Annotated in this window: 20 protein-coding genes; 11 read left to right on the plus strand and 9 right to left on the minus strand. The window is 63.6% G+C overall.

Going from position 1 to position 21535, the window contains the following annotated elements; genetic code table 11:
• Positions 1-21: 21 nt before the first annotated feature.
• The 3 genes from A9K65_RS01575 to A9K65_RS01585 are packed head-to-tail and all read right to left on the minus strand — an operon-like array spanning position 22 to position 3112.
• Entirely contained in the window at positions 22-1599 is a 1578-nt protein-coding gene (locus A9K65_RS01575; RefSeq protein ID WP_064992913.1) for a 5-guanidino-2-oxopentanoate decarboxylase, read from the minus strand.
• Positions 1596-2243: a TetR family transcriptional regulator C-terminal domain-containing protein gene (locus A9K65_RS01580; RefSeq protein ID WP_032809890.1), complete on the minus strand. Its 648-nt coding sequence runs from the start codon at positions 2241-2243 to the stop codon at positions 1596-1598. The genes A9K65_RS01575 and A9K65_RS01580 overlap by 4 nt, the downstream gene beginning before the upstream one ends.
• Positions 2240-3112 (minus strand): dimethylarginine dimethylaminohydrolase family protein, encoded by an 873-nt coding sequence (locus A9K65_RS01585; protein ID WP_063171053.1) that lies wholly within the window; start codon positions 3110-3112, stop codon positions 2240-2242. Before A9K65_RS01585 ends, A9K65_RS01580 begins: the two co-directional genes overlap by 4 nt.
• Before the next feature lie 213 nt (positions 3113-3325).
• Between A9K65_RS01585 and A9K65_RS01590 the strand changes: the two genes are divergently transcribed.
• From A9K65_RS01590 to A9K65_RS01630, 8 genes are all read left to right on the plus strand, one after another.
• Positions 3326-4141: an ABC transporter ATP-binding protein gene (locus A9K65_RS01590; RefSeq protein ID WP_013528188.1), complete on the plus strand. Its 816-nt coding sequence runs from the start codon at positions 3326-3328 to the stop codon at positions 4139-4141.
• A gap of 53 nt (positions 4142-4194) precedes the next feature.
• The gene (locus tag A9K65_RS01595; RefSeq protein WP_023811511.1) at positions 4195-4995 is read left to right on the plus strand and encodes a transporter substrate-binding domain-containing protein; all 801 of its coding nucleotides are present in this window, start codon (positions 4195-4197) and stop codon (positions 4993-4995) included.
• A 155-nt stretch (positions 4996-5150) separates the two neighbouring features.
• Positions 5151-5864: an ABC transporter permease gene (locus tag A9K65_RS01600; protein ID WP_196815384.1), complete on the plus strand. Its 714-nt coding sequence runs from the start codon at positions 5151-5153 to the stop codon at positions 5862-5864.
• The gene (locus A9K65_RS01605) at positions 5864-6673 is read left to right on the plus strand and encodes an ABC transporter permease (RefSeq protein WP_013528191.1); all 810 of its coding nucleotides are present in this window, start codon (positions 5864-5866) and stop codon (positions 6671-6673) included. Before A9K65_RS01600 ends, A9K65_RS01605 begins: the two co-directional genes overlap by 1 nt.
• Before the next feature lie 163 nt (positions 6674-6836).
• The gene (locus A9K65_RS01610) at positions 6837-7838 is read left to right on the plus strand and encodes an Ldh family oxidoreductase (RefSeq protein WP_064992912.1); all 1002 of its coding nucleotides are present in this window, start codon (positions 6837-6839) and stop codon (positions 7836-7838) included.
• A 241-nt stretch (positions 7839-8079) separates the two neighbouring features.
• On the plus strand, positions 8080-8361 hold the full coding sequence (locus A9K65_RS01620; RefSeq protein ID WP_013528193.1) for a hypothetical protein: 282 nt from the start codon (positions 8080-8082) through the stop codon (positions 8359-8361).
• Between the two features lie 196 nt (positions 8362-8557).
• A complete protein-coding gene (locus A9K65_RS01625; protein WP_013528194.1) occupies positions 8558-9010 on the plus strand; it encodes a DoxX family protein in 453 nt (150 codons plus the stop codon).
• Between the two features lie 93 nt (positions 9011-9103).
• Positions 9104-10081 (plus strand): complex I NDUFA9 subunit family protein, encoded by a 978-nt coding sequence (locus A9K65_RS01630; protein WP_024501904.1) that lies wholly within the window; start codon positions 9104-9106, stop codon positions 10079-10081.
• Between the two features lie 29 nt (positions 10082-10110).
• Here the strand turns inward: A9K65_RS01630 and A9K65_RS01635 are convergent, their stop codons facing one another.
• Positions 10111-11478 (minus strand): cytochrome P450, encoded by a 1368-nt coding sequence (locus tag A9K65_RS01635; protein WP_064992911.1) that lies wholly within the window; start codon positions 11476-11478, stop codon positions 10111-10113.
• Positions 11479-11655: 177 nt separating this feature from the next.
• Here A9K65_RS01635 and A9K65_RS01640 point away from each other — a divergent pair, with 177 nt between their 5' ends.
• The 3 genes from A9K65_RS01640 to A9K65_RS01650 all read left to right on the plus strand — a co-directional run bounded on the left by A9K65_RS01640 (position 11656) and on the right by A9K65_RS01650 (position 16298).
• The gene (locus A9K65_RS01640) at positions 11656-12225 is read left to right on the plus strand and encodes an NADPH-dependent FMN reductase (RefSeq protein ID WP_024501906.1); all 570 of its coding nucleotides are present in this window, start codon (positions 11656-11658) and stop codon (positions 12223-12225) included.
• Between the two features lie 451 nt (positions 12226-12676).
• Positions 12677-15148: a DNA topoisomerase (ATP-hydrolyzing) subunit B gene (gene gyrB / locus A9K65_RS01645; RefSeq protein WP_013528198.1), complete on the plus strand. Its 2472-nt coding sequence runs from the start codon at positions 12677-12679 to the stop codon at positions 15146-15148.
• A 232-nt stretch (positions 15149-15380) separates the two neighbouring features.
• On the plus strand, positions 15381-16298 hold the full coding sequence (locus tag A9K65_RS01650; protein WP_013528199.1) for a hypothetical protein: 918 nt from the start codon (positions 15381-15383) through the stop codon (positions 16296-16298).
• 98 nt (positions 16299-16396) lie between these two features.
• Here A9K65_RS01650 and A9K65_RS01655 read toward each other — a convergent pair whose 3' ends face one another.
• The 5 genes from A9K65_RS01655 to A9K65_RS01675 form a co-directional block, all read right to left on the minus strand.
• Positions 16397-17878: a hypothetical protein gene (locus A9K65_RS01655; RefSeq protein ID WP_064993034.1), complete on the minus strand. Its 1482-nt coding sequence runs from the start codon at positions 17876-17878 to the stop codon at positions 16397-16399.
• A 147-nt stretch (positions 17879-18025) separates the two neighbouring features.
• Positions 18026-19423 carry an NAD(P)(+) transhydrogenase (Re/Si-specific) subunit beta gene (locus tag A9K65_RS01660; protein WP_064992910.1) on the minus strand — a complete coding sequence of 466 codons (1398 nt, stop codon included), beginning with the start codon at positions 19421-19423 and terminating at the stop codon, positions 18026-18028.
• A gap of 6 nt (positions 19424-19429) precedes the next feature.
• Entirely contained in the window at positions 19430-19858 is a 429-nt protein-coding gene (locus A9K65_RS01665; RefSeq protein WP_024501908.1) for an NAD(P) transhydrogenase subunit alpha, read from the minus strand.
• Positions 19855-21135 carry a Re/Si-specific NAD(P)(+) transhydrogenase subunit alpha gene (locus A9K65_RS01670; RefSeq protein WP_064992909.1) on the minus strand — a complete coding sequence of 427 codons (1281 nt, stop codon included), beginning with the start codon at positions 21133-21135 and terminating at the stop codon, positions 19855-19857. Before A9K65_RS01670 ends, A9K65_RS01665 begins: the two co-directional genes overlap by 4 nt.
• Positions 21136-21220: 85 nt before the next feature.
• Positions 21221-21445 carry an aa3-type cytochrome c oxidase subunit IV gene (locus A9K65_RS01675; protein WP_013528204.1) on the minus strand — a complete coding sequence of 75 codons (225 nt, stop codon included), beginning with the start codon at positions 21443-21445 and terminating at the stop codon, positions 21221-21223.
• Between the last annotated feature and the right edge of the window lie 90 nt (positions 21446-21535).

A 21535-nucleotide genomic window follows, 5' to 3' on the forward strand; every position in this document is an offset into this window, starting at 1 on the left:
CCAAAACGGGAAACCCGCGCTTCAGTCAACTGTGATTTCGATGACGCGCGGCAGTCCGGTGGCCCGGGCGCGCTTCAGCGCGTCCGCGAGAGCATCGATATCAGCAAGCCGTTCGGCGCCGATGCCATAGGCCTCGGCCAGCTTGCAGAAATCCGGCGGCGCCGGCGATACGCCGACCGGCTCGACGCCGACATCGAGCATCGAGGTTTCGATCTCGCGGTAGCCTCTGTTGTTCCAGACGACGAAGATGACCGGTACCCGCGCGTCGAGCGCGGCGCCCAGTTCCGGCAGCGTGAACTGGAAGCCGCCGTCACCCGTGAGGCAGACGACCGGCGCATCGGGTATCGCAAGGGCCGCGCCAATTGCGGCCGGCGGGCCGTAGCCAAGCGCGCCGAAGCCGGTGGCGGCATTGAACCAACCGCCTGGCCGATCATGGTCGTAATAGAGGTTGGCCGCATAGATCGGCTGCGTCGAATCGCCGACGATGAGCGCGCCCGGCAAAGCGTCGCGGATCATCTCGACGGCGCGCACCTGCCCCTGCAGTGTCGGATTGAGCTCGGCAAAGGCTGCTTTGCGTGTAGTAGCGGCGCGCGACGAACCGCCCTCGCTTGCCCGGACATGGCGGGTTTCCAGAAGCAGTGCTTCGAGCGCCTCGGCGCAATCGGCCTGGATCGAAACCGTCGCCGGGCGGCGGGCAAGCTGGTCCGCGCCGATATCGATGCGGATCAGGTTGGCGGGCAGGACGAAGCCGCCATCGCTGTAGCCGTCATAGTCGGTCGGGCCGAATTCGGTGCCGGCGGCAATGACCAGGTCGGCGTCGGCCATCAGCGCCCGTACTGTCTTCAGGCTGGGACTGGCCGGCACGCAAAGCGGATGACCATGCAGCAGGCCGCGCGCATTGGTGGTCTGGACGACCGGCGCCCCCAGCCGTTCGGCCAGACGCCGCAGTGGCGCTTCGGCGCGTTTGGCGCCGCCGCCGACCAGGATCAGCGGGCGGCGCGCTGCACTGATGAGTTTGGCCGCGTTGGCAATTGCGACACCTTCCGGCACGGGCGGCGTCACATTGCTCAACATGGCAGCGATGCCATCCGCCGGCTTGACCATGACGTCGGTCGGGATCTCGATATGTACCGGACCGGGCCGGGCCGATGAAAACAGGGCGAAGGCCTGCGCCAGCGCGCCGGGCAATTCGCCAGCCTCGGTAACGCGCTGCGAAAACAGCGCCACCTTCTCCATCATGCCGCGCTGATCCGGCAATTCGTGCAGATGGCCCAGCCCCTTGCCCAGCGTCGGCGTGGCGTTGACGCCTGAGATCACCAGCATCGGCACCGAATCGGCGCGTGCCTGCCCCATGGCGGTGATGGTGTTGGTCAGCCCCGGTCCGGTGATGACGAAGGCGACGCCCGGTCTGCCGCTGGCGCGTGCGTAGCCATCGGCCATGAAGCCGGCGCCCTGTTCGTGACGCGGTGTGACGTGGCGGATCTTGGAGCGCGCTAGCCCGCGGTAGAGTTCTACCGTGTGGACGCCGGGAATCCCGAAGACCGTGTCGACGCCATGGGCTTCGAGCAGCGAAATGAGCGCTTCGCCGAGTGTCGTCATTGGTTTTCCTCCCCTTCCGGCGCGAGGCCTAGTTCGGCCTCGACGGCCTTGATGCCGATCGCCGCCAATTCGCCGGGCGAGAACATCTCGCCGGCCAGGCAGCCTTCGATCCAGAGTCCGTCGATGATCGCATTAATCGCGATGGCATGGTGGCGCAATTGGCTTGCGTCCGATTTGCGCCGTTCGGCGGCGAGCACCTCGGCCACAACCGCTTCCACCTCATTGCGAAAACCAAGGTAGCCTTCGCGGTGGGCGTGGGCCAGGGTCGGATCCGCTCTGGCGCGGCCGATGAAGGTTGCCCAGAGCGAAAACACCCGCGCGTCGATAATCGGCGCATTGAGGTTGGCGGTGACGAAAGCCGCAAGGCGCTGGCGAGGCGAGGCATTCTCCATGACCAAAGCCGCTTTCGCCTGCTCGGTCATGCGGCCCATCAGCGCTGCATAGGCTTCCTGCAGCAATTCTTCCTTGCCGGGAAAATAGTGCCGGATCAGCCCGGCGGTGACGCCGGCACGCAATGCGATGGTGCGCAAGGTGGCGCCCTGCAGGCCATGTTCCGCCACGCTGTCCAGAGTGGCCTCGATCAGATCCTGCCGCCGCCGCTCCTCGCCCTCGCGACGGAACCTGCGGCGGGATGGCATATTCATTGGCGCAGGATCGGTCGCGTCAGGCATGTCGGCCCGCCCTCGCAGGCGATGCAGAGCGCATCCGCCTCGAAGATTTCGACCGTGCAGCCGGCGGCTTCCATCGCGGCTTTGGTCTTTGGAAAGCCTGCGACGGCAATGATCTTGTGTGGGCTGGTCGGCAGCACGTTCAGGCTAAGGCCGTTGGAAGCCGCGAACTCTTCGGCGTCGCCTTCGACCAGCCGGATGTTACGCGCCTTCAGCATCTGATAGAATGGGGCCGGCAAAAGCGGTGAATGGACCAATGCGAGGTCGTCGGCCAGCGGGCTGATCACCGACATCAGATGCAGGCACGCTTCTTCGCCTTGCCACAGCGGAAGATCAAAGCCGTAGACGGAAACGCCCAGCGGCGTCAGCAGGTTGGAAACCTGCTGGATGCCTTCCTGGTTGGAGCGGACACCGCGCCCGATCACCAGCGTACGGGCATCGAGCCATACGCAATCACCGCCTTCGACCTGGCCAGGAACCTCGACGCGGCCCAGGATTGGAATGCCCAGCCTTCGGTAGGTTTCCTCATGCAGCGAGGGCTCCCTGGCGCGCAACGGCTTGCCCATGGACAGAATCAGCGCGCCGCGATCGGTCATCAGCGACGGGTCGTGCGTGAACACCGAGTCCGAAAGTCCATCCGCCGTGTCCTCGATCCATTCGATTTCGGCACCGGAAGCCGCCACCAGTTCAGCAAGGAGCGCGTGCTGCGATGCCGCTTTCGCCGGATTGAATCCCGGGCCATAGTGCCAGGCAACCCTGTCGGCATTGCGCATGGCGTTGGCCGCCGACCGCATCAGCACGCGGCGCAGCGGCGCCGCCATGGACTGTGATCCGAAAGCGCTCATCGAAGTCCTTTTTCGCTGAAAAAAATCGAGAAAATTTCATGGAAGGCTATTTATACACTTGCACAACAAGCTCGCAAGTGCCGTAATATGCAGGATTGACGGGCTCTCTCCGTTGGGTCCATGCTGAAGTCTGGAGCGGGGCAGTACAGCGTATATGTTGATTAGCCGGATACACGTTCGACGAACCGCAGCCGACCCGATAGAGGTCACCCGGTGAGCGTGGTGGAAGCTGCCGCAGTCCGATCCGGCAAGGCGCAGGACGGCGCCGCCGAAGCCATCCATGTCGAGAACCTGCACAAGAAGTTCGGTGAGCTGCATGTGCTGAAGGGCGTCTCGCTGTCGGCGCGCGACGGCGAGGTCATCGCCATCATCGGCGGCTCGGGCTCCGGCAAATCGACCCTGCTGCGCTGCATCAACTGCCTGGAAAACCCGACCAGCGGCATCATTCGGGTCAATGGCGAGGAGATCAAGCTCAAGGCCGACAGCCACGGCCACACCATTCCGGCCGACCGCAAGCAGATCGAGCGCATCCGCTCCAAGCTCGGCATGGTGTTCCAAAACTTCAACCTGTGGAGCCACATGACGCTGATCGAAAACGTCATCGAGGTTCCGGTGCATGTGCTTGGCGTCAAGCGCGATGTGGCGATCGGCGAGGCCGAGAAGCTGCTCGCCCGTGTCGGTCTGGCTGAAAAGCGCGACGTCTATCCGGCCTATCTGTCGGGCGGCCAGCAGCAGCGCGCCGCGATCGCCCGGGCGCTGGCCATCAATCCGCGCGTCATGCTGTTCGACGAGCCCACCTCCGCGCTCGATCCCGAACTGGTCGGCGAGGTGCTGAAGGTGATCGGCGACCTGGCGCGCGAAGGCCGCACCATGGTGCTGGTCACCCACGAGATGAAGTTCGCCCGCGAGGTCGCGACCCATGTCGTCTACCTCTACAACGGGCTGGTCGAGGAAGAAGGGCCGCCGGAGCAGATCTTCGGCGCACCGAAATCCGAAAGGCTGAAGCAGTTCATCCGCAACATCGGCTAGGCAAGCCGGGACGGAAGAAAACCGGGAACCAACAACAAACTGGGAGTCATGAAATGAAGACCGTTCTGAAGACATTTGCCGCAGCGCTGCTGCTCGGCGTCGCCGCCATGGGCGTGGCCAAGGCCGATCCGGTCAAGATCGGCGTCGCCGCCGAGCCTTATCCGCCCTTCACCTCGCCCGATGCTTCGGGCAAATGGGTCGGCTGGGAGATCGACTTCATCGACGCCGTCTGCGCCGAGGAGAAGCTCGATTGCGTCATCACCCCGGTTGCCTGGGACGGCATCATCCCGGCTCTGACGACCAAGAAGATCGACCTCATCGTCTCCTCGATGTCGATCACCGCCGAACGCGCGAAGACGATCGATTTCTCGGACAAGTACTATAACACGCCGACCGCGATCATCGGCCCGAAGGACCAGAAATTCGGCTCCGCTCCGGACGACCTCAAGGGCAAGATCGTCGGCGTGCAAGTGTCGACGGTGCACGCTGTCTACGCCAAGAAGCACTTTGGCAGCACAGCCTCCGAGATCAAGGAATACCAGACCCAGGACGAGGCCAACAACGATCTGGCCGCCGGCCGTCTCGACGCGGTGCAGGCCGATTCCATCGCGCTTGGCGAATTCCTCAAATCCGACCAGGGCAAAGCCTGCTGCGACCTGAAGGGCATGGTCGCTCCCGATGACGAAGTGCTCGGACCGGGCGTCGGCGCCGGCGTGCGCAAGGAAGACACCGAACTGAAGGGCAAAATCAACGCCGGCATCAAGGCGATCCGCGCCAACGGCAAATATGACGAGATCTCGAAGAAATACTTCGATTTCGACATTTACGGCGGCGGCGGCGCGCAGTCGAACTGACGATCCTCGTATGAGCTGTGGGGTGTGGCGTCGCGCCATGCCCCACCTGCTCGATCTTTCCCAGGCATGTTTGCCGCCGACGCAACCGTCGGCGGTTAGTCAGCACTTCGGGGGCGACGCTGATCGACGCACTTCTTTCGGCCTCCGCGGCCGGCATCACCGAGCTTCTCTCGCCCTACCCGCCAGGCTGGGGCGGGGCGCTTCTGGTTGGGCTGCTGCATTCGATCGAGATCGCGCTGGGCGCCACGTGCCTCGGCCTTCTGATCGGCACCGGCGGCGCCTATGGCAAGCTTTATGGCGGGCCGGTGGTGCGCGATCTCCTGGCGGTTTACACCACCATCGTGCGCGCCGTGCCCGAACTGGTGCTGATCCTGCTGCTCTATTACGCCGGCACCGACCTGATCAATCAGGCGCTGACGGCCATGGGTTATCAGCGCGTCGACGTGAGCGGCCTTGCCGCCGGCATCGCCGTGCTCGGCTTCGTCCAGGGCGCCTATTCGACAGAGGTGATACGCGGCGCGATCCTGGCCATTCCGCAGGGCCAGATCGAAGCCGCCCGCGCCTATGGAATGTCTCCGGGCCTGATGTTGCGGCGCATCACCTTGCCGTCAATGCTGCCCTTCGCTATTCCGGGCCTCGCCAATCTCTGGCTGATCGCCACCAAGGACACCGCGCTATTGGCTGTTGTCGGCTTCTATGAGCTGGCGCTGGCAACGCGGCAGGCAGCGGGCGTCACCAAGGCCTATTTCACCTTCTTTTTCGCGGCGGGCGTGCTCTATCTGCTTTTGTCGCTGTTCTCCAACCTTGTCATCGGCCGTGTCGAGACCTGGTCGCGGCGCGGCATGCCTTCGCTCAAGGAGGCGCGCTGATGGCCAACGAGGCGACCATCATCGACGTCGTCGCGCGAACGTCGCTGTGGCTGCAGCCGCACCGCATCGTGCTGATCCTGATCGCACTCGGCCTGGTTCTGTCGGCCGCCTTTTTCATGCGCTGGGACTGGCTGCCGCAATATTATGAAATGGGCTTGATCGGCCTCTGGCGCTCGCTGTGGATCCTGGCCGTCACCTGCGTGCTGGGCTTCCTGCTGGCCGTCCCGCTTGGCCTGGCGCAGGCTGCCGGCTCGTTCTGGTTCGCCGCACCCGCCAAGGTGTTCTGCACGGTGATCCGGGGCACGCCGCTGCTGATCCAGCTCTGGCTGCTCTATTACGGCCTGGGTTCGCTGTTCCCGCAATATCCGTGGATCCGCGAATCCTGGATGTGGCCATATCTGCGGCAAGCCTGGCCCTATGGCGTGCTGGCGCTGACCCTGTCGTTCGCCGGTTATGAGGGCGAGGTGATGCGCGGCGCCTTCGCCGGCGTGCCCAAGGGGCAACTCGAAGCCGCCCGCGCCTTCGGCATGAGCCGCTGGAAGGCGTTCCGGCGGATCTGGCTGCCGCAAGCCATCTACCGGGCGCTGCCGACGCTGACCGGCGAGACCGTGCTGCAATTGAAGTCGACGCCGCTGGTGGCGACGATCAGCGTCATCGACATCTTCGCCGTTTCGTCCAAAGTACGGCAGGACACCTACCTCACCTACGAGCCCTTGCTGCTGCTGGCGCTGATCTACATGACGATAACCGGCATTCTGGTCTTCGCCTTCAGCAGGATAGAGGCCAGAATCCCGAACAAGATTGGTTAGAGGGGAGTAGGGGAGTAGGGGAGTAGGGGAGTAGGGGAGTAGGGGAGTATCAGGCCACTATCCACATTCACATTTCCATCCCCATTCGCTATTCACTGCCCACTGTCCCGTACTCCCCTATTTCCTTACTCCCCTACTCCCCTACTCCCCTAGGACGGCCATGATGCAACTCAGTCTCGACCAGGCAAAAGGACTGTGCCGGATGGCGGCACTTGGCGCCGGCGCCAATGAGGAAGCGGCGCAATCGCTCACTGCTTCGATCATATCAGCCGAGGCCGAAGGGCTTTCCTCGGTCGGTCTGTCGCATTTCATCGACTATCTCGAGGCGCTGGAAGCCGGACGCATCGACGGCAATGCCGACCCGGTGATCACCCGGCCGGCGCTGGCAGTCTATCTCTCCGATGCACGCGGCGGGCTGGCGCATACCGGCTTCGACCGCACCATCGACGACCTCGCCAAGGCGGCAAAGCTGTTCGGTGTCGCCATCTTCTCGCAGAAGAACGCCTATACATGCGGCGCGCTCGGCTATTTCACCGGAAGGCTGGCAGCACAAGGACTGGTGTCGTTCGCAGCCACCAACGGCCCGGCCGTGCTTGCCGGCTCGGGCTCGGTCAAGCCGGTCTACTGCACCAACCCGATGTCGTTTGCCGCGCCTGCCGCCGACGGGGCGCCGCTGGTCATCGACCAGTCGTCGAGCGCCACCGCTTTCGTCAACATCCGCAAAGCGGCCGAGGACGGCAAGACAATCCCGGAAGGCTGGGCACTGGACGCCAGCGGCAATTCGACCACCGATCCCGCCGCCGCCATGAAGGGTGCAATGCTCGCCTTCGGCGGTCAGCGCGGCGCCAACATCGCGCTGATGGTCGAGGTGCTGGCGGCGGGCCTGTCGGGCGCCAACTGGTCGCTCGACGCGCCATGGTTCAGCGGCGGGCCGGACAGCCCCGGCACGGGACTGTTCGTGCTTGCTATCGAACCCAAGCTGCTCGATCCAGATTTCGAGCAACGAATGAAGGACCAGCTTGACCGGCTGCGGCGGCGCTTCGGCGTACATGTGCCCGGTCGTGCCCGCGCAGAGGCCGCCGAGAAGGCGCAAGCGCGCGGCATTACCGCATCGAAGGCCGTGGTGCAGCGCATTTCCGAATTCGCCGCACGCTATTCTTCCTGAACATCTATTAAATATCAATTAGTTATCTGGAATTCGCCCGCCGCAGGCGCGGCGCAGTGCGATTTTCTTTGCGCGTCGCTGAACCTTTCCGCGCCTTGCTGCGACCCAGCTTTGTCCAGGGCAAGGCGAGCTTGCCCGATCCACACCGAGGGAAGCAGCAAACCGAAATCGAAAGCCTGCATCACGCGAAGGCCGGTCCTTCGCGCTTCGGAAAACTCAACCCAAATCAAAGGAAATTGCCATGACCAACACCAAGATCACCATGCTGACCGCCGTCCTTCTGCTCGGCTCGTTCATGGGCGCCACACAGGCAGCCACCCTGAAGGCCGCACCGGTCAAGCCGTCCAGCCCGGGTGTCATCGCTGCCCCGAGCGGCGGGGCCACCGAAGACCACTACTGCAAGAACGGCCATGCAAAATTCGCCAATTGCAGCGCTGATTTCGTCGCCGCCTGCAAGAAGGTTGGTGGCACCATGTCGGATGTTCAGGGCTGGGGTGGGCGTACTTGCTTCACGCCCTCCTGATACCGTCTCAGGTCAGGCCGCGCCGTCGGCCCCTGGCTTCGCATGGATGTCACCCGGAAAACCCCGCTTCGGCGGGGTTTTCTGCGTTTTGATCGAACGATGGTAAAACATTCTCGTTTTGGTCAACTTTTGTTTATTTGACTTCGACCAACCTGATCGGCCGTTTGCGCTGATTGAGCAAAACAGAGGAGCTACAATGTCGGCAAGCACGGACAATCCCCGCAACGCCCTTGTCATCCCGGTCCTTGGCAGGTTTTACGCGGCCCTGCACGATGGTGCCGAAACCGTTCTTCGCGTCGTCGCCGGCGGGTTTCTCGCCATCCACGGTTCGCAGAAGATCACCAATCCTTTCGGCGCTGCCGAGATGGTCGAGGGTCTCGGCTTCTATCCGGGCGCGTTGTGGTCGTTGCTTCTGGCCTGCACTGAATTCTTTGGCGGCATCTTCATCGCCATCGGGTTTTTGACGCGGCCGGCCGCCTTTGCCGGCCTGTTCGTGCTGCTGGTCACGGTCTGGTTCCACTGGGTTACCATGGGCCAAGGCTATTCGGGTGCGGAAAAGTCGCTGCTGTGGGCAGCGATCCTGCTCTTCTTCGTCATTCGCGGCGGCAACCGCCATTCGGTCGACAACCGTATCGGCAAAGCGTTCTGACAGGCTGATAGCGACGACGCGTCGCCCTTTGCCTTTGGCACGAAACGGATTATGAAACGGCTTCAGCCAAGCCTGCGAGCGCCGGAGCCAGCCATGACCGAAATCCTGCAGACCCCAAAGCTCGTCGTCGTCTTTGGCGGGTCAGGCTTTGTCGGCCGCCATGTCGTGCGCGCGTTGGCCAAGCGCGGCTATCGCATCAGGGTCGCCTGCCGGCGGCCCGATCTCGCCGGCCATTTGCAGCCGCTCGGCAATGTCGGCCAGATCCAGCCGGTCCAGGCCAATGTGCGCGTGCGCTGGTCGGTAGACCGCGCCGTGCAAGGCGCCGACCATGTCGTCAATCTGGTCGCCATCCTGCATGAGAGCGGCCGGCAGAAATTCTCCGCCGTGCACGAGTTCGGCGCCCGCGCAGTGGCCGAGGCCGCGCGCTCGGTCGGCGCCGGCCTGACCCACATTTCTGCGCTTGGCGCCGATCTGGACTCCGAATCAGACTACGCGCGCACCAAGGCGCTTGGCGAAAAGGCTGTGCTGGAGACGATCAAGGACGCCGTGATCTTCCGGCCGTCGATCAATTTCGGACCCGAAGACGGCTTCTTCAACCGCTTCGCCAACATGGCGCGCTATTCGCCGGTGCTGCCGCTGATCGGCGGCGGCCAGACCAAGTTTCAGCCGGTCTATGTCGGCGACGTGGCCGAAGCGGTGGCGCGCTCGGTCGACGGCAAGGTGGATGGCGGCCAGATCTATGAACTCGGCGGACCGAAGGTGCTCACCTTCAAGCAGTGTATGGAAGAGCTGCTCGACGTGATCGAGCGCAAGCGGCTGCTGGTGCCGGTTCCGTGGTGGGTGGCCAACATCCAGGCCTCGATCCTCGGTCTCCTGCCCAACCCGCTGCTGACCAAGGACCAGGTGATGCAGCTGCGCGAGCACAACATCGTTTCGGACGCCGCCAACCAGACCAACAGGACGCTTGCGGGGCTAGGCATCCAGCCGCAGTCGATCGCGACGATCCTGCCCAGCTATCTCTGGCGCTACCGCGCCGCCGGCCAGTTCCAGCAACGCAAGCCCGCGGCCTAATCCGGCGCAACTGCCTGAAGGTGTCATACCTAACGCGGCGTGACCTGCATCGGCAGACCGCCTTGCGGCTGCGTGGTCAGTTTCTGTACCGGCCAGGGTTTCGTTTCGGCGGTGGTGTCGAAGCGGAAGCGCGACAGCATGATCGCCAGCGCGATGATCGCCTCCTGCATGGCGAAGCTGGCGCCGATGCAGACGCGTGGGCCGGCGCCAAACGGCAGATACTGGAAGCGGTCGATCTTTTCGCGATTTCCCGGGTGGAAGCGCTCCGGCAGGAAGGCATCCGGCCGGTCCCACAGTTTCCTGTGGCGATGCACGACCCAAGGCATCACCAGCACCGCGGCTTGCTTGGGGATATGAAGATCCTTCCACATTTCCGGTTCGATCGGCTCGCGGTTGATCGACGGCGCTGGCGGATAGAGCCTGAGCGCTTCGTCGAAAGCCGCGCGCGTGAACGGCATGGCATCGAGCCATTTCGTCGGATCGGGCTCGCGCTCCAGCACCTGGTCGATCTCCTGCTCGACCCGGTTGCGCTCCCAAGGTGATTCAGCTAGGCAATAGAGCGTCCAGCCGAGCGCACGCGCCGTCGTCTCATGGCCGGCGCCGATGAAGGTGATGATGTTGTCCTCGACCTCGGCCCGCGTCAGTCCGTCGGGTCCCTCGGCCTTGAGCAGCAGTGTCAGGAAATCCTGCGGCACGGCATCGGGATCGCGCTTGAATTTCGCTTCGCGCATCTTGACCGTGTCGGTGACGATCTTGCGGAAATAGGCCATGGTCTTGCGGCCACGGATGCGGGTCAGCCTCGGCAGCCAGTCGGGCGCGCGCAACAGGTCGAGCGGATCGACGCGACCCATGGTCTCGAACAGGCGGTCGATCTCGTTGGCGAAACTGCCGGGCTCGCCTGATATCTCGCCGGAAAACAGCGTCTCGGCCAGGATGTCATAAGTGAGCAGCGTCATGTCATGGGCGATGTCAGACGTGCCGCCGTCTTCGTAACGGGTGACGAAGTCCTGCGTGCGCCTCAGCATCGGCTGGGCGAAGCCGAAGATGTGGCGCGGCGTGAACACCGGCGCCATCGCCTTGCGCGACCGCTTCCAGACCTCGCCCTCGGCGGTGAGCAGGCCGTCGCGCAGGATCGGCCGCAGTATCTTCTGGCGCACCGTCGCCATCTTGTAGTTCCTGGCGTTGTCGACCAGCACATGCCGGATCAGGGCGGGATCATTGGCGACGATCAGATGTCCGCCAACGCCGTTCGCAGAGATCCACGGCTCGTTGTAGGTATGCTCACCCCACAATTCGAGCGGGTTGCGGTAGACGATGCGGATCATCTCCAACGTCGAGGGCGGCGTCGTGCGCGGCTTCGGCGCCGGGGGAATGAAGGGGGCGGGCTGGATGTCCATGCTGTGCTCCGCTGATGACCCAATGTAGTGGGCCGCAAAGCAGGCGTCCATGTGACCGAACGGCAAGGCCCTACTCTCCGGAATGTGACCGGTTACCGCGAGGTGCCTTCTTGTTGCCCCGAGCGGCATGCCCTAGGTGGCAGTCACCAATGGATACCGCCACCGCAGGAGCCCAGCTTGAAGCACCAGTTGAACATCATCATCGGCAGCACGCGGCCAGGCCGCGCCGGACCGATTTTTGCCGAGTGGCTGGAGAGGTTCGCGCGCGAGCACGGGAAATTCGAGCCTGTACTGACCGACATCGATGCGTTCAAGCTTCCGGTGCTGGACGAACCGCACCATCCAAGGCTTGGCAACTACCAGAACGATCATACCAAAGCCTGGTCCAAGGCGATCGATGCCGCCGATGCCTTCGTCTTCGTGGCGCCGGAATACAATTATTTCGTGGCGCCGGCGATCGTCAACGCGATCGACTATCTCTCGCGCGAATGGAAGTACAAGGCAGCCGCCATTTTCAGCTATGGCGGCGTCTCCGGCGGCCTACGCGCGGCGCAAGCGCTGAAGCCGCTGCTGACCTCGGTAGGTGTCATGCCGATCCCGGAAGGCGTCGCGCTGCCGATGTACCAGAAACTGCTCGACGAAAATGGCGCTTTCAACGCCAGCGAACAGGTGCAGGGCGGAGCCAAAACCATGCTCGACGAGCTGCTGCGCTGGAGCGAGGCTTTGAAGCCGATGCGGGCAGGCTGAAAACGCTGGTCTTCCGCAAGAAACCCCGGTTTGCTGCCATAGAGAGGTGGTCGTGCACAGGAACGAGCTGGGGGGCAGTTCGATTTGCGCTTGCTGTTTGCCTTGCTGCCTATGCTCACCACCGCCACCGCAGTGGTGGCGCTTGGCCCTGGTCATCGCCAACGACGACCACCGCCTGATCCGGCCGCCCGCCCGACATGACGCCGGCGCGCGACCGCAGCAGGCGGCTGGCGCCGAGATACAAGTTCATGATCAAGGTTTCTCAAGGACCCGCTGGCCGAAGTGAAATGGGGGCCGGCGGAGGCCCGCCATTGGCAACCGGCCATTCCCAGTGAAATGCCTGCAAACCTTGGAAAAACCGCCTTTTGCGCCTATATCTAGTCGATATCAGAGGCGCGATTCGGCGCGGATTTTTCGCGCTGTGCAGGCGGCATCCAGACAACAGGTTTTCATGAGCGATCAGATCGACAACAACAACGGCGCTGAAGCCGAATACGGCGCCGATTCCATCAAGGTTTTGAAGGGGTTGGACGCTGTCCGCAAACGCCCCGGAATGTATATCGGTGATACAGACGACGGCTCGGGCCTGCATCACATGGTCTATGAAGTGGTCGACAACGCCATCGACGAGGCGCTGGCCGGTCACGCCGACCTCGTCACCGTGACGCTCAACCCCGATGGTTCGGTCACTGTGATCGACAATGGCCGCGGAATTCCGACCGATATCCACACCGGAGAAGGCATTTCGGCGGCCGAAGTGATCATGACGCAGCTGCATGCCGGCGGCAAGTTCGACCAGAATTCCTACAAGGTCTCGGGCGGCCTGCATGGCGTCGGCGTCTCGGTGGTCAACGCGCTGTCGGCGTGGCTAAAGCTGAAGATCCGCCGCAACGGCCAGATCTTCGAGATGAGTTTCACGCATGGCAATGCCGACGCACCTCTGAAGGCGACCGGCACCTATGAGCAGGACAAGCAGCCGGGCACCTATGAGGGCCGCAGCGGCAGCCAGATCACCTTCTTCCCCTCGGCCGAGACCTTCACCATGGTCGAGTTCGACTTCGGCACGCTGGAACACCGGCTGCGCGAGCTTGCCTTCCTCAATTCCGGCGTGCGCATCATTTTGACCGATGCCCGTCACGCCGATGTCGTGCGCCATGAACTGCACTACGATGGAGGCCTCGAAGAATTCGTCAAATATCTCGATCGCGTCAAGAAACCGCTGATCGACAAGCCGATCGCCATCCGGGCGGAGCGCGACGGGATCACCGTCGAAGTGGCGATGTGGTGGAACGACAGCTACCACGAGAACGTGCTGGCCTTCACCAACAACATCCCGCAGCGCGATGGCGGCACGCATCTGGCCGGCTTCCGCGGCGCGCTGACGCGTCAGATCACCGGCTATGGCGAATCCTCTGGGCTGACCAAGAAGGAAAAGGTCTCGCTGATCGGCGACGATTGCCGCGAAGGTCTGACGGCGGTGCTGTCGGTCAAGGTTCCCGACCCGAAATTCTCCTCGCAGACCAAGGACAAGCTGGTCTCGTCGGAAGTCCGTCCTGTCGTCGAAGGCCTGGTCAACGAAGCGCTTGGCACCTGGCTGGAAGAACACCCGAGCGAAGGCAAGGTGGTCGTCGACAAGGTGATCCAGGCGGCGGCGGCGCGCGAAGCGGCGCGCAAGGCGCGCGATATCACCCGCAAGAGTTCGCTCGGCGTCACCTCCCTGCCCGGCAAACTGGCCGACTGCCAGGAACGCGACCCGGCGAAATCCGAAATCTTCATCGTCGAGGGTGATTCCGCCGGCGGCTCCGCCAAGGGTGGGCGTTCGCGCCAGAACCAGGCGATCCTGCCGTTGCGCGGCAAGATCCTCAATGTCGAGCGGGCGCGCTTCGACCGCATGCTCGGCTCCGACATGATCGGCACGTTGATCACGGCGCTCGGCACCTCGATCGGCAAGGACGAGTTCAACGCCGACAAGCTGCGCTACCACAAGATCATCCTGATGACCGACGCCGACGTCGACGGCGCCCATATCAGAACCTTGCTGCTCACCTTCTTCTTCCGGCAGATGCCGGAGCTGATCGAGCGCGGCCATCTCTACATCGCCCAGCCGCCGCTCTACAAGGTGACGCGCGGCAAGAGCTCGCAATACATCAAGGACGAGAGCGCGTTCGAGGAGTTCCTGATCGGCTCGGGACTGGAGGAAGCATCGCTTACGCTCGGCTCGGGCGAGGTTCGCATCGGGCAGGACCTGCGTGGCGCCATCGATGACGCGCTGGCGGTGCGCCAGCTGATCAACGGCCTGCACACGCGCTACAACAGAGGCGTCGTCGAGCAGGCGGCGATCGCCGGTGGGCTCAACCCGGACGTGTTCGCCGATCTCGGCCGCGCCAACGACATGGCGGAGCGGATTGCAAAACGCCTCGACATCATTGCCGAGGACACCGAGCGCGGCTGGACCGGCCGCATGTCGACCTCGAATGAAGGCGTGGGCGGCTATGTGTTCGAGCGCACGGTGCGCAGCGTCAAGGAATATGCGCATCTCGACCTGGCGCTGATCAATTCGGCCGACGCACGCCAGCTCGACCGCTACGCACAGCGCCTCAGCGAGGTCTACGGGTCGCCGCCGGTGCTGCGCCGCAAGGATGTCTCCGAAACCATCTCGGGGCCGCTGGCGATGCTCAATGCGGTCTTTGCGACCGGTCGCAAGGGCCTGACGATGCAGCGTTACAAGGGTCTCGGCGAGATGAACGCCGAACAGCTGTGGGAAACCACGCTCGATCCGAACGTGCGCTCGCTGCTGCAGGTCAAGGTCAATGACGCGACCGATGCGGATTCGCTGTTTTCGCGGCTGATGGGCGACGAGGTCGAGCCCAGGCGCGAGTTCATCCAGGACAACGCGCTGTCGGTCGCTAATCTGGATATCTGATCTGAACGTTAAATCTGAATTGGCGCGCTGCGGCGCGCCAATTGTTCCACCGGCGGCAACAAAATCAATTTTGCAACGCGCCGGAACGGAAGTCCCTGCGAGACATTGTGACAATATCGATCACAATTTCTAACAGGAGGCTTCCATGGGACGCGGCATTTTGCTCTGGTTGCTCGGCATACCGATCCCGATCATCATTCTGATCATGCTGTTCGTACGATAGGGGGCACTTATGCAGTCCACCCTATCGGCTGTCGACGTTTCCACTTCAACAGAATCCTCCTCCACCGCCGTCAGTTGGGGACCGATCATCGCCGGTGCCTTCGCGGCCTCAACGCTGACCTTCATCCTCATGCTGCTGGGCTCCGGGCTTGGATTGAGCATGGTGTCGCCCTGGTCGGGATCCGGCGCATCTGTCACCACTTTCGCGGCATCCACCGCCGTCTGGCTGATCATCGTGCAATGGCTGTCCTCGGGTGTCGGCGGCTACCTTGCCGGACGCCTGCGCACCAAATGGGTCGGCATCCACACGGACGAGGTGTATTTCCGTGATACCGCCCATGGCTTTCTTGCCTGGGCGTTGGCCACACTGCTCGTCGTCGGCGTGCTTGGCTCCGCGCTTTCCGCTGCCATAGGCTCGGGCGTGCAGGCGGTGTCCACCATCGCGTCTGGTGCGGCCATGGGCGCATCGGCGGGGGCTTCGGCCAATGCCGGCAGCGCGTCGGCCGACAATGCGACATCCTACCTGGTGGATTCACTGTTCCGTCCGGCTGATCCGGGCAAGCTCGCGGCCGCCAATCCGGACAGCGATGCGGCCGCGGTTGGGCAGGCTTCGCGCATCCTGATCGCCGGCGCCGCGGCAGGCGAGGTTTCCGCAGACGACAAAACCTATCTGTCGCAGCTGGTCGCCGTTCGCACGGGGCTTTCGGAAGCAGACGCCAGGACCCGGGTGGATGCCGTCCTCGCCAAGGCCCAGGACGCCAAGGTCAAGGCGCAGCAGGCCGCCGACACAGCCAGGAAGGCCAGCGCGACGTTTGCCTTGCTTGGTGCGCTCTCGCTGGCCATCGGCGCCTTTATCGCCAGTGCTGCCGCGGCCCTTGGCGGCAGGCAGCGCGACGATGAGGAAGCGGTTTTTATCACCAACCGTTGAACTGCACTTGCAACAAAGCCACTCCGGGCCGCCCGGAGCAGCTTTGCTTTGAAGTTGTCGAGCGGCGCTGCCTTGGCCCCGTTCGCTGAAATCCGTTCTTATTTTCGGGGAGGAATCGCCGGCACTTCGGCTTGGCTCGGCTCCAGTTTGCGACCGAGGTCGACAGCGTCGCGCAGCACGGCGAGATGCGAGCGCGGCTGATCGCCGGCGGCAACCTCGCTACCGGTCGCCGCCAACGACCAGTACAGCGTGTGGGTGAAGACACGGCCGAGGGAACCGCGCAGCTCGACCTGAACGTTCTCCACGCCCGGGCCGAAATTCTCCGCCATCGGCCCTGAGATCGGATCGCCCGTCAGCCAACCATTGCCGCGGTCGAAGATATTGGTCCAGCGCGTCGCAGCAAACACCGCGCCATGATGCACCGCCCGCTGCGGCTTGCCGGAAGAACGGTTGCGCCCTTCCTGATAAAGCACGGTGCCACCGGCCGCCGCTCCCTCGGCAATCGGCGGACATGCCGAGAACAGACGTTCGGCGGTGCCGCGTCTGAATTCGGCGAGATTGTGCGTCACCAGAAATTCGCTGTGGGTCAGCGGGCTACCAAGCGTGACGAAATCGCTGATCTTCCAAGGCCGATGGCTGTCGTCCCTGGTGCGCAGTTGGCGATAGAGCTCCCACTGATCGCGCCGGAACCCGGCAAGGTCGTCAAGGCTGCCGGGCCATGCCGAGCCGTCGGCAACAAGCGTCGCCTTGTCGATGGCGTGGATAGCTTTCAGTTTCGCCTTGTCGCGGATGGCCTCCAGTTTTCGGGGCCTGAAATCGGACCACAGGATCTGCAACAGGTCATAGGCGATCATCGAGCCGAGGCTGTGCGAGACCAGCACGATGCGATCGTAGGTATCGTCCATCATCAGACGCTTCAGCAGCTTCAGGCCGCGGTCGCGGATCAGCGCCCGCTTCTCTACCGTGGCCGCTTCAGCGCGCACATAGGCCGCGACATCGCCGAAATAGGGAAGGCCAAAACGGTCCACCGACCAGATGACGAACGAGGCCAGGATGGTGACGAGGACGCCGACGGTCCACGAAATCTGCTGCTGCCAAACCGACGTCGCAAGCGCGAGCGTCGCGACCAGGACGATGATGACGGCAACCAGAGTGACCAGATAGAGCTTTCGGGCGTCCGGCGGTATGTCGGCGGGCTTGCGCCACAGCAGATTTGTCACCCAGGCGGCAAGCCGGCCTCGCGTCGTGCCCTGCGTGATGTCGGCCCAGTAAAGCTCGTAGAAGTCGGTGCGGCGGCCATCGACATCGTAGGGCGTGGTGATGCGGCGAAGTTCGTACGAATTGGTCCGGCTGTCGGGAGTGATCCAGCTCTGGTTAATCTTCGCGCCGGCGGGGTCGGCCGGATCGGCGACATGGGCATAAAACGGCGCGCGGTTGGGGTCATGGCTCCAGACAGCCTGGACAAAGCCTCGCAGCGTATCCATCGGCCGCTGTTCGCCCATGCCATGCACGATCACCACCGCCTGGCCAGGCTTGCGCGGCGCTTTCCCGGCGGGCGGCGATGCGATCGGGTCAGGCACCAACGTCTCCGTCGACGACAATCCCGCCGTCGAGGCGGGAATTCGTCATCGTAGCGCCGAAATCGCCGTCAAGCCAAGAAAGCCTGCCAAGAAAAAGCCCGGCGCGAAGCCGGGCGATTCTTGGCGTGTCCCGGCGCTTATCCCGGATCAGTGATCCATGGCTTTGACGATCTCTTCGGTCATCTTCTTGGCGTCGCCGAGCAGCATCATGGTGCCGTCCTTGTAGAACAGCGTGTTGTCGATACCGGCATAGCCGGAACCGAGCGAGCGCTTGACGAACAGGCAGGTGCGCGCCTTGTCGACATCGAGGATCGGCATGCCGTAGATGGGTGAGGACTTGTCGTCGCGCGCGGACGGGTTGGTGACGTCGTTGGCGCCGATGACATAGGCAACGTCGGCTTGCGCGAACTCCGAGTTGATGTCCTCAAGCTCGAACACCTCGTCGTAGGGCACATTGGCTTCGGCGAGCAGCACGTTCATGTGGCCGGGCATGCGGCCGGCGACCGGGTGGATGGCGTACTTCACGTCGACGCCATTGGCCTTGAGCTTGTCGGCCATTTCGCGCAGCGCATGCTGCGCCTGGGCAACCGCCATGCCGTAGCCCGGCACGATGATGACTTTCTGGGCGTTCATCATGAGGTAGGCGGCATCGTCGGCAGAACCCTGCTTGACCGTGCGTTCGATGCCGTCATCGGCGGCCGCTGCCGTCTCCCCACCGAAGCCGCCGAGAATGACCGAGATGAAGCTTCGGTTCATGCCCTTGCACATGATGTAGGACAGGATCGCGCCGGATGAGCCGACCAGCGCGCCGGTGATGATCAGCGCCAGATTGCCGAGCGTGAAGCCCAGCGCCGCCGCCGCCCAGCCGGAATAGGAATTCAGCATCGAGACGACGACCGGCATGTCGGCGCCGCCGATCGGGATGATCAGCAGGATACCGAGCACCAGCGAGGCGGCAACGATCAGCCAGAAGACCAGCTTGGACTCGGTGGTGACCAGCAACACGATCAGCACGACGAGCGCGATGGCAAGTGCGGCGTTGATGAAGTGGCGTGCGCCGATCATGATCGGCTTGCCGGACATGCGGCCATCGAGCTTGAGGAAAGCGATGACCGAGCCGGTGAAGGTGATGGCGCCGATGGCGACGCCAAGGCTCATCTCGATCAGGGCCTGGGCATGAATGTCGCCATCCGTGCCGATGCCGAAGCTTTCCGGGGCATAGATCGCGGCAGCCGCCACCATGACGGCGGCGAGGCCGACCAGCGAGTGGAAGGCAGCGACCAGCTGCGGCATCGAGGTCATGGCGATGCGGCGCGCGGTAACGGCGCCGATGCCGCCGCCAATGGCAAGGCCGAGCACGATCAGGCCGAAGCGACCGGCGGACGGGGTCGCCAGAGCCAGTGTGGTGGCGATGGCAATACCCATGCCGATCATGCCGTAGAGATTGCCCTGGCGGCTGGTGGTCGGATGCGACAGGCCGCGCAGCGCCATGATGAACAGGACACCGGAGACGAGGTAGAGGAAGGACGCGAAGTTGGCGTTCATGGCGCTCTACTTGTCCTTCTTCTTGTACATGGCCAGCATGCGCTGGGTGACGAGGAAGCCGCCGAAGATGTTGACCGAAACCAGCATCAGCGCGACAAAGCCGAAGCCCGCGGCAATGCCGGAGGCGGCGATGCCGACGGCAAGCAGCGCGCCGACGACGATGACCGAGGAGATGGCATTGGTGACGGCCATCAGCGGCGTATGCAGTGCGGGGGTCACCGACCAGACGACGTAGTAGCCGACGAAGATCGCCAGGACGAAGATGGCGAAGCGGAAGACGAAGGGATCGATGGCGCCGCCGGAGAGCGCATGCGCGGCATCACCGGCTGCGTCAGTGCCGCCGGGCGCGGTCGCCAGATTGTGCACCGCCAGCCGGACGGCGGCGGAGGCCTGGTCGAGCTGGTCGAGGGCTTTCTGCAGGGTCTGGTCCATCACGCGATCCCTTTCGGCTTCGACGAGGGCGACTTGGGTGCGGCCGCCTTCTTGGGCGCGGCTTTCTTGGGCGAAGCATCGGCGACCATGGTCTTGGCCGGGATCGCGGCCGGCTCGACATATTGGCCCTTTGCCGGCTGCTGGTCGGCTTTCACGAAAGCCGGATGAACCACCTTGCCGCCATCGGTCAGCATCGTTGCCTTGACCAGATCGTCGTCGCGATTGATGGCAAGCGTCTTGGTCGTCTTGTCGACCAGCGTCTCGAGAAAGGCGAACAGGTTCCTGGCATAAAGCAGCGAGGCCGACGCCGCGATGCGGCCTGGCACATTGAGATGGCCGACAATCTTGACGTTGTTGGCGGTGGTGACCACCTTGCCGGCTTCGGCGCCCTCGACATTGCCGCCGCGCTCGACCGCGAGGTCGACGATCACCGAGCCCGGCTTCATCGAAGCGACCATCGCCGCCGAGACCAGCTTGGGCGCCGGCCGGCCGGGAATGAGCGCCGTGGTGATGACGATATCCTGCTTGGCGATGTGCTCTGATGTGAGTGCCGCCTGTTTGGCCTGATATTCCTTCGACATTTCCTTGGCGTAGCCGCCGGCCGTTTCGGCCGCCTTGAATTCCTCGTCCTCGACCGCGAGGAACTTGGCGCCGAGCGAGGCGACCTGTTCCTTGGCGGCGGGGCGAACGTCGGTGGCGGTGACAACCGCACCAAGCCGGCGCGCGGTGGCGATCGCCTGCAGGCCGGCGACGCCAACGCCCATGATGAAGACCTTCGCCGCCGGCACCGTGCCGGCCGCCGTCATCATCATCGGCAAGGCGCGGTCATATTCCGAAGCCCCGTCGATCACCGCCTGATAGCCGGCCAAATTGGCCTGCGAGGACAAAACGTCCATCGACTGCGCGCGGGTGATCCGGGGCATGAATTCCATCGAGAAAGCGGTGACGCCGGCCTTGGCAAGAGCTGCCACGGCGGCATCGTTGCCGTAGGGGTCCATGATGGCGATCACAGCCGCGCCGGGCTTGTAGCTCTTCAGCTCGGCATCACCAGGCCGGCGCACCTTCAGCACCACATCGGCCTTGGCGACATCGGAAGCCTTGCCGATAGCAGCGCCGGCGCTCGCATAGTCGGCATCGATGATGCGCGATTTCAGACCGGCACCGGCCTCGACGACGACGCCGAAGCCCAACGCCGCCAGCCGTTTCACCGTATCGGGCGAAGCCGCGACGCGCGGCTCGTTGGCATCGAGCTCACGAGGGATGAAAACCGTCTGTCCCACCGCATGATCCTTTCGGCCGGAAGCTATTTCCCGCAAGACGCCGGCCGGCCTCGCGGCGGCGCCGTGGACAAGATGTCGGAAAAATCTATCGGAGGATAAAGGCGCCGACAGCCAGAATCAGCACGAACAGAATGGTCGCCGAGAAGAAGCCGCCCGCGAAGAAGCCGAAGGCCATCGCCAGGAGCAGGGCGCCACAAAACAGCGAGCCGTACTTGGCCAGCGCGAGGAAGCCCGCATAGGTGCGGTCATGCTCGGCATAGTCCATCTTCGCGCCCAGTTCGACAGGACCAGTCGGCGAGTGATCAGCCATAGGAATACCCCTTCGAAGACATCTTTCAGGCACATAGCGAAAAGCCGCGCCGAGAGCAATGGCGCTATTGCCGCACAACAACCGACAACT

This window comes from Mesorhizobium sp. WSM1497, assembly GCF_001672455.2.
Taxonomy (GTDB): domain Bacteria; phylum Pseudomonadota; class Alphaproteobacteria; order Rhizobiales; family Rhizobiaceae; genus Mesorhizobium; species Mesorhizobium ciceri.